This window comes from Chitinophaga sp. OAE865 (genome assembly GCF_040546735.1).
In the GTDB taxonomy this organism is placed as follows: domain Bacteria; phylum Bacteroidota; class Bacteroidia; order Chitinophagales; family Chitinophagaceae; genus Chitinophaga; species Chitinophaga polysaccharea_A.
Window position 1 is genome coordinate 959,861 of record NZ_JBEPOF010000001.1, and the last position, 13,635, is coordinate 973,495.

Consider the following 13,635-nt stretch of genomic DNA (forward strand, 5'->3'; position numbering starts at 1 on the left):
TTGTCAAACCCATTGCCATATAAAGAGCAGCTTCACCTGCTCCGCCAGCAAATTCCAATCGGTATCCGCCAGGGTATCCAGCTGCTTAATCAAACTAATGGGGATGTTGATGAGGCCCGGCTTATATTTGAGGCAAACCTTGTTGCGGTGATAATTGATAAAACTGCTGTTACTGCGGATATAGCCAGGAAGTATTTAATAACACATAACTACGATATTCCCCAAACTATTGCCAGTATTAACGCAGAACGTTTCACTTTATCTGAACGTATCTTGCAAAGATCGAAGAATAACAAAGAAGATGCGTTAACGCTGATTGTGCAAAGCATTGAGACAGCATCAAGTATTCAAAGGAAATTCTGGCTGCCTTTGGAAGAATTGACATATTTATCTCCACCTGTTTATTGTTTATTGGTATTGCATGATTTTTTAAATTATGAAGATTGGGAAGGTTTTAGCAGCGCTGTTTACTTCCATCCCGGTATAGTTACCGCCCAGCTGGAAACGTTGCCCGGTTTGGGGTTTGTAGCAAATCACCTGCGCGAGGCAAAAAGGCGTAGCGATGAAATTTACCAGCAGTGTAAAGGATGGCAGGCGTCGGAGATATCCAATAAGGTGGCGGATGATGTGGAGTTTGGTATACACGAGGCGGGGTTTGATGCTGCGAAAACAATGATCATTGACCGGCTGTATAGTTTGGTGGTGGAGAATATTGGTGTATTTCCTTGAAGATAGTTCCTATCTCCGCATCATTCTTTCTCGTAACCCTTCAACCGATAATACATTTATGTCCTTATGCAACATCCTGTGACAATTAGAACATACCAGCGCAAGATCTTTTAAGCTTGTTTTTGTGGAGGCGGTTATACTAGAAAGGGGTGTTCTATGATGACATTCAATAAAGCCTTTGCCTATATCTCCATAAGAAACATGAAAGTCAAATCCACAAACTTCGCAAATTAATTTTCCTTCCTTTTTTAAGGTGGCTTCTTTTTTTAGTTTAATGATAGCAGCTGCCCGCTCTCTTACTTTATGTAATTTATATAAGATGGATCCTTCTTCTACGCTATCTTGGGTGGTTTGCTCATCTTCTTCAATTTTAAATATCTCTTCCTTTATTAATGGATCTGTTACTGCTTTGGTTATTTCTACAGCTAATTTTTTTAGCTGCGCTTTTTTATCAATGAATTCTTCAAACAGTAATTTATCAAGCTTAGAAGCACCTTCTAGGCCTTTGCCCGAATAATTTTTCTTATCTAATGACATGAAATTTGCCAGCTTTCTTGCTACTCCATTTACATTTCGAAATTTAATAGGATCGGGACGCTCTAAATCTAATGGAAGACTCCTTAATAAATTACTCAACGCGATAATCTTCGGATTTTTGCTATCAACACTTCCTCTATCTGGAGAAAAATAAAGATCGAGTGCAAGTATAATTTCATCCCTATGCCACTTTGGGTTGCTTTTCATGGTACAATGTATGGACGCTTAAATCACAAATGGTAAAGTTCTTCTTATAATGATATTTATAATATCGTTATAAGACGCAAATATAAATACAGAATTCCTCATTCCCCCTTTGCTAATCCCCTCTTTTCTCCCTATTTTTACCTTAATGTCCACGCACCGTCCAAAACAATCTCACCTCCAACTTAAGTCAGTATTTGACCTGCTATACGTGCGCCTTTGCCGGTTTGCCACTCTTTTAATTGCTAATCCCGCCATGGCGGAGGATATCGTTCAAAACGTGTTCGTAAATTATGAGCAGGAAGAAGATGATTTTCCCGCAATTAAAACTTACCTGTATAAAGAAGTGCTGAATGCCTGCAACCAACATACTGCAGCTGTTAAAACAGCCGTTATAAAGGCAGAGGTAGGCGGGGAAATAAACCGGGCTATCGCAGCGCTGCCGGAAGGCTGTAGTAAAGTTTTCAAGCTGAGTTATGTGGAAGAGCTGAAGAACGAAGAGATCGCAGCAGAAATGGCAATGCCGCTAAGCTGGGTGAAAACACAAAAAATGCGTGCATTGGAATTATTACATTGGCGATTAAAACCGGAAACTTTTCTCGTATTAAATTTTTTCCTTTCCATTGCAGAATGATCTGGAGTCATATCAATACGGAGCCCGGCTAATAGTAAAGTACTGGGAAAACACGCTTTCAGCTGAAGAGAGTGAGGAGTTAGAGGTATGGATAGCTGCCAGCGAAGAGAACCGGTTGTTATTTGCGGAGCTGACAAAGGAAGCTACCTTAAAAGAAGAATTGCGACAGATAAGCAAGTTCCATCCGCAGCGGGCCTGGAAAAAGATTGAAGCTGCACGTAAGGAAAAGAAACAGGTTCCCTGGGCGGGTGTTGTTGCTACACTGATCATGTTACTGCTGGCCATTACCTTAAAATGGTGCTATCTCCGCGAGGCACCGCCGGCAGATAAAAAAACAGATAATAGGGGTATCAGCCGCTGAGCCGCGTCAGATAAGGAAAGAGGGATTACCTCTTCTTTCCGCCATAGATTTTTATAGAAGGGTGTATCAAAATTAGATACGTCCTTTTTTATTTGGTTACCTGATGAAGGCCGGTGGTCGCTTAGGTGAAGCTCCTCGCCCTCGTTTATTTAATACATGCACTTTATTTATATCCGGCCGCCTGCAGCTCAAATAATTCGGCATACCGCCCTTTGCGGGCAAGCAATTCTTCATGACTTCCTATTTCAATAAGGGTACCACGTTCCAGTACCAGGATACGGTTAGCCATGCGTACTGTAGAAAACCGGTGCGATATCAATACCGCGGTCTTATCGCGGGTAAGATCCGCGAAACGGAGAAATACATTGTATTCTGCCCGCGCATCCAGGGCAGAAGTAGGCTCGTCCAGTATCAGCAATTGGGCATCTTTCATGTAGGCCCTTGCCAGCGCTATCTTCTGCCACTCGCCACCGGAAAGCTCTATGCCCTGGTTAAAACGCCGGCCCAGCATCTGGTCGTAGCCGAGCGGCATTTTCTCTATAAGCGGAGAGGCAAGACTTTGCCTGGCAGCATCTTCAATCATCGGGAGGTTATTGCTTTGGGTAATGTTGCCTACGGCAATGTTTTGCGAAACCGTCATCTGGTAACGCTGGTAGTCCTGGAATATAACGCCTACCTGCGTACGCAATTCCCTCAGATCGTATTCCCGGAGATCAATGCCGTCGAGCAGGATACGGCCTTCTACCGGATCGTAGAGGCGTGACAATAGTTTCACAAGCGTGGTTTTACCGGCGCCATTCTCCCCTACCAGCGCTAATTTTTCACCGGGATGAAGCGTGAAGTTAAGATGCCTGATGGCCCATTTATCGGAATTAAGATATTTAAAACCCACATCCTCGAAAGTAAATCCCTGTTGAATAGGCCGTGGAAATGCCCGCGGATGAAGCACGGGAACCATTTTAGGCTGTATCTCAAAAAACTCAAACAAATCGCGCAGGTAAAGAGCGCCCTGTGTAACGCTGGAAAACCGGATAAGGATGCCCTGGAAGGTAGTGCGTAACTGCCGGAAAGATCCCGCAAGAAAAGCCAGGTCGCCGATACTGAGATGCCCGTGGATCGTTTGCAGGATAATGATCACATAAGCGGCATAATATCCGGCTGCACCTACTATAGCGAAAACGGTACCCCAGATGGAATCCCGGATCTGCAGCGCTTTTTTATCAGTATAAAATTTATTGGAGATGAACTTAAAACGGTCCACCAGGAAATTGGAAAGATCAAACACTTTCACTTCTTTCGCGGTTTCATCACTGGCGCCGAGATAGCGGATATAATCCAGTTCACGCCTGTCGGATGTTTGGCCCCAGGCCAGTTTGTAATACAGGTCGTTGAAGTGCGACTCATTCAGGAAGGCCGGGATCACTGCCAGCAACAGTAATAATATAAGCCATGGGTTGAATAACACCAACCCTGCTGCAAGAAAAACAATCGTAATAATATCCTGCACCTGGCTCAGCACCTGTGCCAGCAATACCGTTCTGCCGCTGGTTTGTTGCCGGGCGCGTTCCAGTTTATCATAGAATTCTGCATCTTCAAACTGGTCGAGGTCCAGTTTGGCGGCATGTTCCATGATTTTTACAGAGGTGTGATTGGCAAACAGATCGCCCAAAAGTCCATCCAGCAGTGAAATAGCGCGACTCAGCGCGTCAGATATTATTGCCAGGCCGAATTCCATCGCTACCAGTTGCCACAACCACGTAGTAGAGTGCCCCGGATCTTTGGTGAGATGTACTACCTGGTCAATGATCAGCTTGCCCACATACAATAATGATAACGGCATGGTGGCCTGGGCTACTCTCAGTACTGTGTTGGCTATGGCCAGCCCCGGGCTGGTTTGCCATACCATCCGGAAAAATGCCGGTAAATTACGAAGAGCGGCCAGCCGCTCTTTGAAGGTTAATTTTTCATCTTTGCCCGAACGTTTTTTCCGGGGATTTGCCATTGCGCTCATGAAGGTAATTTACGAAAATTGCCTTGCTGAACGTATAGGCGCATTGTGTAAAAGGATTTTGTTATTTTTGATTTTCATGTGAATAAACCGGAATGCTATGTTATTACTGATCGTTTCCTTACTGGTAGCTTGTTGTGTGATCGTTGCCGGCGTTGTGTACGCGGTGAATGAACAATCCAAACAATGGGCGGCAACGGAGAATTAAAGCTGCGGCTATGCTGCAGTGACCGGGCGGTATAGTATCGCCGGTTTATATGTGCGGGTTTTGCTGCCTTTATGTAATCAGCCCTGGCTGCCCAGTCTCCGGGAGGCTGTTGTATCTCAATGCACATATGTACCAATTTTTGCAGACCTACCTCCTGGTTTCGGATAGCCCTTCTTCGTGTATCTGCCGGTTTTCAATGTAATTAGCACAGCCGAGAGATCCCGGTTATTTTACTCTAACTGCCGGCACACCGGCAGTTCCCATCATGGCATAGAGGGATACGCCACATAGCCGCGTTATACCAGCGTATTGGAGCTTTATATTAATTAGCATTTATCGATATGCGTGAAAAAAGAACAGTGCTGAATTACCTGGCAGAAAAGGAATGGCTGATCATAAGCTTATGGTTTGGATTATCCTTTATTGGCGCCATCCTGGAGATTTCCCGGCATAACATCAATAATTATCTCATATTTAAAGACGTATTTTTTCACGTCATACACCAGCAGCCGCTATACATCCCCTACCCGGCCGATTATTATGATGTGAATCTTTATGGCCCGGTATTCAGTATTGTCATTGCCCCGTTTGCAGGGCTGGATACCAGCCTGGGAGCGATACTCTGGTCACTCTCCGGCTCAGCCGTTTTGTTTTACGCTATCCGGCAGCTGCCGCTCACGCGTATGCAGCAGAATATCATCCTGTTACTGTGCTCAATGGAGCTGATGGGCGCCGCCAGCTGGTTCCAGATGAACCAGTTCATCGGCGCTTTTATTATCCTCACCTTTACCCATATTATTAAAGGAAAAGAGCTTTGGGCGGCCTTCTTTATTGTTTTGGGAACCCTTACAAAATTTTACGGCATCGTAGGATTGGCCTTTTTCTTTTTCAGCCCCAATCCCAAACGCTTTATCGGCAGCTTGTTTTTATGGGGCGCAGTAATGTTTGCACTGCCCATGATCATCTCTTCCCCCCAATATATTATTCAATGCTACTTCGATTGGTATGCCGCACTGGTGCACAAAAATGAACTGAATGAAGGAGCCAATATCCTGTTCCAGGATATATCTGCCGGAGGCTTTATTAAAAGGGTATTTCATTTGCCAGGACTGAGTAATAACGTGGTACTCATTCCCGCAATAGTGCTTTTCCTGTTACAGTATACCCGGTTGAGCGACCGTTATAACTCCCGCTACCGCCTGTACATACTTTGTTCTACGCTGATGTTCCCCGTATTGTTCAGCACCAGCTCGGAATCACCTACCTATATCATTGCCATACCTGCAGTATGTATCTGGTATGTAATGCAGCCATATACCAGGTGGAACAACATATTTATGTTTTTCGCCATTGTCCTGATCAGCTTTTCCCATTCAGATGTAGTAACTCCCTGGGTAAGGAGGAACATAGCGATGCCATATGCAGTGAAAGCCTTTCCCTGCCTGGTTTTGTGGCTCATGATCGCCTATGATATTTACACCCGGAAATATTTGCTGAAAAAAGATGTTTCCCCCGTGCCGGTAAAGGAATTGGAGCCTGCCGCCGTATTGTGAAAAAATTAACTGAAAAAGTAATAATCCGGGCGTAAATTGCCGGATTATTAAAGGTTTTTGATTATGAACACGGGATTCAAGATAGGTAGCGCATTTGCGTTATCTGCGATGCTGTTTCACGGCATCCAGGCAAATGCACAGAGAAAATCAGCACCATTGCCAGGCTTTGTTGAAAGTAAATCAGTTGCTTCAGTAGATCCTTATATCGGCTCCGGCGGGCATGGGCACGTATTTGTGGGTGCCAGCGTTCCTTACGGCGCAGTACAAGCCGGCCCTACCAATATTGTAAAAGGTTGGGATTGGTGCTCAGGATATCACTATTCAGACAGCGTATTAATAGGCTTCTCCCAGATGCACCTCAGCGGAACCGGTATCGGCGACCTCGGAGATGTACTTATTATGCCTTACACCGGCAATGTGAGAACCAACCGCGGCACACAGGAGAATCCAACTTCAGGATACGGCTCCCACTATTCACACGACCGGGAAACCGCACGCCCCGGCTACTATGCAGTTCAGCTGGACGATTACAACATCAAAGCTGAAATAACCGCTTCAGAAAGAGTGGCTTTTCATAAATACACCTTTCCAAAAGATCAGCAGGCTAACATCATCATCGACCTCAAAGAAGGTATAGGATGGGATGCGCCGGTAGAAACATTTATCCGCCAGGTAGATGAATATACACTTGAAGGCTACCGCTACTCCAAAGGATGGGCGGTAGACCAGCGTCTTTGGTTTGCCATTAAATCCAATGTACCTGTAAAGCAATTCCAGGTATTTGACGGAGATAATAAACAAAACGGGAAAGAAGTAAAATCGAAAGAAGCAAAGGGCGTGATCGTATTCGACAAATCGCCCGGACAGGTGATGCTGAAAGTAGGCATCTCCCCGGTGAGCAGCGAAAATGCCCTGGTTAATATCAAAGCTGAAATTCCAGGCTGGGATTTTATCAAAACCATCAACAGTGCCAATGCCAAATGGGACAAGGAATTGTCTAAGGTAAGTATTGAAACAAAAGATGAAGCCGCCCGCCGCGTATTTTATACGGCCATGTATCATACCATGATCGATCCTGCCCTGTTTAACGACCATGACGGCAGCTACCGCGGCACTGATAAAAAAGTATATTCCAATCCCGGATTCGATAACTACTCCGTATTTTCTCTCTGGGATATCTATCGCTCCTGCGCTCCACTCGCTACCATCCTGCATCCTGAAAAGGTGAACAGCTTTGTGAACTCAATGCTGGCCATTCATAAACAACAGGGAAAATTACCGGTATGGCCGCTGATGGGCAACGAAACCAACTGTATGGTGGGCTACCATGCAGTGCCTCCTATTGTGGATGCATACCTGAAGGGATTTAAAGGATTCAACGCAGAAGAAGCATTCGAAGCCATGAAAGTAACCGCCAACCGCGACGACCTCGGGCTGAAATACGTAAAGGAATTGGGTTATATCCCCGCAGATAAGGAATATGAATCCGTTTCCAAAGCAATGGAATATGCTATCGACGATTGGTGTATTGCAGCCATGGCAAAGAAACTGGGCAAAACAGCCGATTTCGAATACTATAAAAAACGCGCGGCTTATTACCGTAACTATTTCGACAGCACTATCCGCTTTGTGCGTCCGCGCATGAGCGATGGCAGCTTCAAAACACCTTACGATCCGTTTAACTCCATCCATGAAAAAGGTGATTTCACGGAAGGCAACGGCTGGCAATACACCTGGCTGGTGCCACAGGATGTGGAAGGCCTGATCCAGCTGATGGGTGGCGACGATGCATTTACCCGTAAGCTCGATAGCCTCTTTACTGCAAAAGGCGATATGGGAGCCGAAGCCTCCAGCGATATCTCCGGTCTTATTGGTATGTATGCGCATGGTAATGAACCGAGTCATCACGTTACCTATATGTACGCTTTCTCCGGCTATCAATGGAAAACCGCAGAGAAAGTAAGACAGGTAATGAAAGAGTTCTACTTTGATCAGCCGGAAGGTCTTGCTGGTAATGAAGATTGTGGGGCTATGTCTTCCTGGTACGTATTCTCCTCGCTTGGCTTCTATCCCGAAAACTCCGCCAGCGGCGTGTATGTATTAGGCAGCCCGCTGTTCAACAAGGCATCGATTAAACTCGGTGCAGGTAAAACCTTCACTGTTCAGGCTATTGATAACAGCGCAGAAAATATCTACATCCAAAGCGCTACGCTTAACGGTAAGCCATATACGAAAAGTTTCATTACCCATCAGGACGTGGTGAAGGGTGGAACGCTGGTGGTGAAAATGGGTAGCAAACCAAATCTCAATTTTGGTAAAGCTGTTGCTGACAGGCCGTCGAATGCGCTTTAAGCGGATGTTGTCTGACTCAGGATTATGATGATTATGCTGATTACGCTGATTTGATTTTGAAATGATTTGAAAATAGCTTGGGGAGATAGAGGCAGGTAATTGCTTTTATCTCCCCAAGACTTTTTACAAATGTACTAAGCATTTTCTCCCAGCACCCGCAACACTTCCGGGGTTACTTCACCAAAGATGGAAACGCCTGCTGCTCCATTTTCTATGGCCAGTTTCACAGCTTCGCCAAGATCAGTGTAATTGCCATGGAAGTCAGGAAGATACAAGCCGGCATACAATGGGAATGCCCCGTGTAATCCTTTCACGCCTTCTGCTACGGCATCTCCGATCCAGCTTACATTTTCCTTATAAAAACCGTGATAGATCATCGGGCAAACAGCGTTCAGCGGCCAGTTGGTCCAGTCCTGGCGAACAATACGTTTAGCAATTTCAGGTGTGGGAAACACGGCTGCTGAAATAGGCTTTTTATGCTGCCTGGCCACCTCAGCGAGGTTGCTCACTACGTTGGTAATCCGGTCGTAGCGGAATTTACGCCAGGAAGGGCTTTGGTCCGGATGCTCCATCTGCAGCGGATCTACGCCGCTTTTTTCTTTATATGCATTACGGCATTGCCCGCAATAACAGAAATCATATTCGGGTAATTCTTTCGACTGGTCAATGCCATAGTTACTCCAGAGATTCACCGGTAATATCACATCACAGAAACGTACGTAGTCGAGGTGAATGCCATCTACATAATCCAATGAAAGGATTTTTTCCACCTGGTTCTTCAGATAATTCACCACTTCCGGTTTGCTGGGGCATAACCAGCGATAGTAATCCACATAGGGAGGATGGTTGGCACAGGATTCGCCTTTGCGGTTTTGTGCATACCATTCCGGGTGACTGGCCAGCAGATCTTTCTCTCCCCTGTTCATGGTCCACATCCAGCGGTGAGCCTTGATGCCATTGGCTTTGGCCATTTTAAAATGTAGGGGACTGTCTTCCTCAAACATAATATCAGTGATGCCTGACTTGCTGTAAGCGGCATACCTTGATTGCAGAACGGTTGCAGTATCTTTATGATCCGGGTTAATCCATACCCGGTGCTGCACGGCATTTTTTTCCAGTGTGGGTGCTGCTTTTTCAGCAACTGCAGCGGCACTGGCCGGCAATGGTGGTTTTACCAATGCCAATCCACCGATGCCCAACGATTTTATAAAAAGACGTTTGTCCATACCCGTTATTTTCTATTGTTATATACTTTACCTTCCTGGTTGATATTTACAGAACCGCTAAAATTGCTTCCGGTAACGCTGGCATTATATTGCAGCGAAATACCTTCCATTTTTAGCGTATATACCTCACCGTTAGCTCCTGTTTGTTTTTCAGGAATCTTCAGCGCTTTTAAACTGCTGGCATATCGCCCATTGGCTTGCCTGTACTCCAGTTGTGCGCTGTATATCTGCCAGAGGTATTGGCGGGCTTCCTCCGTTGGGGGTAATTGAAAAGTAGTATTGGCCTTGCTTGTAAACAGCAGGTACCCCCACCGTTCCGGTGCATGCATATTCACAATACCCTGTGGCGACCATACCCAGTTGTGTTCCGGTCGCTTCAGTTTTACATACTTTCCGTTCTTAATATCGGTATCCCATTCCACCCGGGAAAAATTGATCCGCCAAAGGCTGTTTTCCTGTGGCCGCTGATCCCTGCTGAAGAAACTGAGCGCACTGAAAGGTATGGCCATTTCCACTGTCCATTCTTTATCCGTATCCGATGGGTTATTGATAGTACCGTTGATATGCACCGCGGTAATAATTCCTTTGGTATCCCAGTTTATCAATGCCTCTCCCATATTGCGGTACGGCTTGCCCATAAATAGATCCATCACGGTATTTAAAGCATTGATCTCTATTTCGTAATATTGGTGGGTATCTCCATCGGGATCTATAAACACTTCAAAATCGTTATCCCGGAAAATGATGGCGTCATGATCTGTCAGTGTTCCCCATATATGAGGTTCCTGCAGGGTGGCTGCAATATAAAGATATTGCTGGTCCCACATCATTTTTACCCTGGCACGCAGTGCGGGCGCTGGTTTTGCATCGCCTTCAATGTCCTGGAAATCGTTGGTCCATGGGGTTTGCTGCCAGGCGGCTTCTTCCAATTTGCCATCGATTACCACCTTATCTTTCGTTTCCTGGCATACGTAATGCCGGGGTGTTCCTTTGAACGGCTTCGCGCTTTGCGCGGAAATTGTCTGACTCAGGATTAAACTGATTACGCTGATTACACTGATTTTTTTTTGTGTATTGAAAGAAAAATTTTTCATTTATAGTTTCCGTTGATTAATCTTCTAAAGTCGAGGCTTGGCCGGCCAAAGTTAATAAGTAATCCGGTTTCTACATTATATGCTTCGAGATAGCTTTTAATCTGGGATAAATGGACTTGTTCTGTTACTGTTAAGGCCTTTAGCTCTACAGCCACAACGTCTTCTACAATGAAATCGGCCCTTCTGCCTCCTACATGTTGTCCTTTATAATATAAAGGAATCTCTTTTTCTCTCACAAAATGAATTTGATTTTCACTCATTTCAATGGCTAATGCCCGTTGGTAAATTACTTCCTGGAATCCTGATCCAAGTATGCGATGTACTTGCATCGCACAACCAATAATCTTTCCGGTAAGCTCGGAATGCTTATAATGAGGATTAATCATACATTATATATTAGGTTAAACAAACAATGGCTCTAATTTAGCTCATTCTAATAATTAAAACAAAGAGCCGGATTTTATCCGGCTCTTAAAATAATACCCAATGAAAATCAAAAATCAAAAATCAAAAAAATAAAATCAGCGTAATCAGCGTAATCAGTTTAATCCTGAGTCAGACAACGTCCGCTGCATTACCAAATGCGCACCCTTGCGCTATCCGGCCTATACATAGCATCCCCGGGTTTTACGCCGTATACCTCGTAGAAGGCATCTACATCCGCAAACGGTCCGTTCACCCTGAACTTGGCAGGAGAATGCACATCTGTGAGCACCTGCCTGGCGAGGGATTCCTTTTTGGTATGTCCCAGCCAGCCCAGTGCGTAACCCATGAAATAACGCTGTGATGGAGTGTAGCCGGCAATTTTCTCATTCTTTTTAAACTGCTCCGTTTTTTTGAACGCTTCCCAGCCCAATAGGATACCGCCAAGGTCGGCGATGTTTTCGCCGAGTGTAGCTTTACCGTTGATGCGTAAAGTATCTACTACTACGTAGTTGTTAAACTGATTCACCATTACAGCTGCGCGCTCATTGAATTTTTTCTCATCATCCTTTGTCCACCAGCTTTTGAGGTTTCCGGCAGCATCAAACTGGCGACCTTCATCATCGAAGCCATGTGTGATTTCGTGGCCAATGGTGGAGGCACCGGCGTAGCCATAAACAATGGCGTCATCCAGCTCTTCATCACGTTTCCCGGGAACGGTGAAGATGCCTGCGGGCAACACAATTTCATTGTTGCTGGGGTTATAGTAGGCGTTGTATGTTTGCGGGGTCATATCCCATTCGGTACGGTCTACCGGTTTACCCAGTTTGCTGATCTGGTAGTTTTGCCACCATTGTTGTGCTGCCTCTATGTTCTGGTGATAGGATTGTTCCTTGATATCCATTGCGGAAAAATCCTTCCACTTATCGGGATAGCCAACTTTCTTCGTGATCTTCGACAGTTTGTACAATGCTTTCTGCTTGGTGCTGTCGCTCATCCAGTCGAGATGCTCGATGCGTGTTTTCAGTTCGGCACGTATTTCTTCTACCAGGTTTTCATATCTTTTTTTGGCGGTGTTGTTAAAGAATTCTTTTACAAACAGTTGTCCCAATGCCTCGCCCATGGCGCTTTCTTCAGCGTCCAGCACGCGCTTCCAGCGGGGCTTCTGTTTGTCTTGCCCTTTCAGGAGGGTGCCATAAAAGGCGAAGTCGGTGTTGGCAATGGTATCGCTGAGATGTGAGGCTGCCGCGTTGATCAGGTTCCATTTGAGGTAGTCTTTCCAGGTTTGAAGTGGTTGCGACTTAACCGCGTTGCTCAGATTGGTGTAAAATTCCGGCTGTCCAACAATCACAGTATCGGCAAATTTGTTGATGCCTTGTTGTTTAATGAAATCATTCCAATCAACATTCCCTGCAATTTTATTGAGCTGTGTCACTGCCATTTTGTGGTAGTTGGCTTCCGGGTCGCGGAGTGCTTCCAGTTTACGGCTGTTTTTAGCCAGGCTGGTTTCCAGTTGCACAATGCCGGCAGCGGCCTTTTTAGCAGAGGTGCTGTCGTAACCAACAAATTGAAGCATTTTGGCAATGTGTGCGGGATAAGCATTTCTTATGTTGGTGGTACGTGCATCGGTGTTGAAGTAGTAGTCGCGGTTAGGTAATCCTAATCCGCCCTGGCCCAGCTGAACGGCAATCATCTCGCTGTTTTTGGCGTCCTGGCCTATGTACAGGCTGCAGAAGGCGCCGGTGCTCATGTTCAGTTTAGAGGCTATTTGTACCAGTTGTGGAATGGTAGTAACTGCATCAATGGCTTTCAGTTCTGCTTCAATAGGTTTTATGCCTTCCTGGTTGATGCGAACGGAATCCATACCGCTTGTCCAGAAAGCGGCGATTTTTTTAGAGATAGGATCGGCAGGATTTTCCACTGCCTTTTCGTTGATGATGCGCAGGCGTTTGTACAATTCTTCCTGTACAAGATTACCAATACCCCATGAACTATATTCTGCGGGTATGGGATTGCGTTTTATCCAGCCGCCGTTGGCATAATCAAAAAAATCCTGTGTGGGGCTCACGGTACTGTCTACATTAGCGGCTACTGCATCAGGTGTGGGGGAGTTGGCATCACCGGGCTGTTTCTGTCCCTGGTTACATGCGGTAAAGCAGGTAACGGCAGCCAGGCCGGTTACTGTAAGGATGGATTTTATCATAAGCTTTTCAGATTTTGTTATCGGCAGAAAGGTAATTATTTTTTGGGACCCCGGTTATTAAAATGGGCTTAACGGCAGTAGGAGAATATAAAGTAAATATTGT

At 45.5% G+C, this 13,635-nt stretch carries 11 protein-coding genes; 5 read left to right on the forward strand and 6 right to left on the reverse strand.

Annotation, left to right across the window (positions count from 1 at the left end):
- Nucleotides 1–729, forward strand: a complete 729-nt coding sequence (locus tag ABIE50_RS04105; RefSeq protein ID WP_209855544.1) for a hypothetical protein — start codon at nucleotides 1–3, stop codon at nucleotides 727–729.
- A gap of 9 nt (nucleotides 730–738) precedes the next feature.
- On the opposite strand, the gene ABIE50_RS04110 is transcribed toward ABIE50_RS04105, so the two are convergent.
- Nucleotides 739–1,473, reverse strand: coding sequence for an HNH endonuclease (locus ABIE50_RS04110; protein WP_209855541.1), 735 nt, complete (start codon nucleotides 1,471–1,473; stop codon nucleotides 739–741).
- 253 nt (nucleotides 1,474–1,726) lie between these two features.
- On the opposite strand from ABIE50_RS04110, the gene ABIE50_RS04115 reads away from it, so the two are divergent.
- On the forward strand, nucleotides 1,727–2,104 hold the full coding sequence (locus tag ABIE50_RS04115) for an RNA polymerase sigma factor (RefSeq protein WP_209855539.1): 378 nt from the start codon (nucleotides 1,727–1,729) through the stop codon (nucleotides 2,102–2,104).
- Entirely contained in the window at nucleotides 2,094–2,465 is a 372-nt protein-coding gene (locus tag ABIE50_RS04120; RefSeq protein WP_209855537.1) for a hypothetical protein, read from the forward strand. Before ABIE50_RS04115 ends, ABIE50_RS04120 begins: the two co-directional genes overlap by 11 nt.
- Nucleotides 2,466–2,628: 163 nt before the next feature.
- Here the strand turns inward: ABIE50_RS04120 and ABIE50_RS04125 are convergent, their stop codons facing one another.
- Nucleotides 2,629–4,476 (reverse strand): ABC transporter ATP-binding protein, encoded by a 1,848-nt coding sequence (locus tag ABIE50_RS04125; protein ID WP_354027870.1) that lies wholly within the window; start codon nucleotides 4,474–4,476, stop codon nucleotides 2,629–2,631.
- A 546-nt stretch (nucleotides 4,477–5,022) separates the two neighbouring features.
- Between ABIE50_RS04125 and ABIE50_RS04130 the strand changes: the two genes are divergently transcribed.
- Both ABIE50_RS04130 and ABIE50_RS04135 read left to right on the forward strand, forming a co-directional pair.
- Nucleotides 5,023–6,234 (forward strand): glycosyltransferase family 87 protein, encoded by a 1,212-nt coding sequence (locus ABIE50_RS04130; protein ID WP_209855535.1) that lies wholly within the window; start codon nucleotides 5,023–5,025, stop codon nucleotides 6,232–6,234.
- A 63-nt stretch (nucleotides 6,235–6,297) separates the two neighbouring features.
- On the forward strand, nucleotides 6,298–8,586 hold the full coding sequence (locus ABIE50_RS04135; protein ID WP_209855532.1) for a GH92 family glycosyl hydrolase: 2,289 nt from the start codon (nucleotides 6,298–6,300) through the stop codon (nucleotides 8,584–8,586).
- Between the two features lie 134 nt (nucleotides 8,587–8,720).
- Here ABIE50_RS04135 and ABIE50_RS04140 read toward each other — a convergent pair whose 3' ends face one another.
- The 4 genes from ABIE50_RS04140 to ABIE50_RS04155 form a co-directional block, all read right to left on the reverse strand.
- Nucleotides 8,721–9,812, reverse strand: a complete 1,092-nt coding sequence (locus tag ABIE50_RS04140) for a family 10 glycosylhydrolase (protein ID WP_209855530.1) — start codon at nucleotides 9,810–9,812, stop codon at nucleotides 8,721–8,723.
- A gap of 5 nt (nucleotides 9,813–9,817) precedes the next feature.
- Nucleotides 9,818–10,906 carry a carbohydrate-binding family 9-like protein gene (locus tag ABIE50_RS04145; protein WP_209855528.1) on the reverse strand — a complete coding sequence of 363 codons (1,089 nt, stop codon included), beginning with the start codon at nucleotides 10,904–10,906 and terminating at the stop codon, nucleotides 9,818–9,820.
- The gene (locus tag ABIE50_RS04150) at nucleotides 10,903–11,292 is read right to left on the reverse strand and encodes a GxxExxY protein (protein WP_209855526.1); all 390 of its coding nucleotides are present in this window, start codon (nucleotides 11,290–11,292) and stop codon (nucleotides 10,903–10,905) included. The genes ABIE50_RS04145 and ABIE50_RS04150 overlap by 4 nt, the downstream gene beginning before the upstream one ends.
- A gap of 188 nt (nucleotides 11,293–11,480) precedes the next feature.
- Nucleotides 11,481–13,532: a M13 family metallopeptidase gene (locus tag ABIE50_RS04155; protein ID WP_209855524.1), complete on the reverse strand. Its 2,052-nt coding sequence runs from the start codon at nucleotides 13,530–13,532 to the stop codon at nucleotides 11,481–11,483.
- Nucleotides 13,533–13,635: the final 103 nt, after the last annotated feature.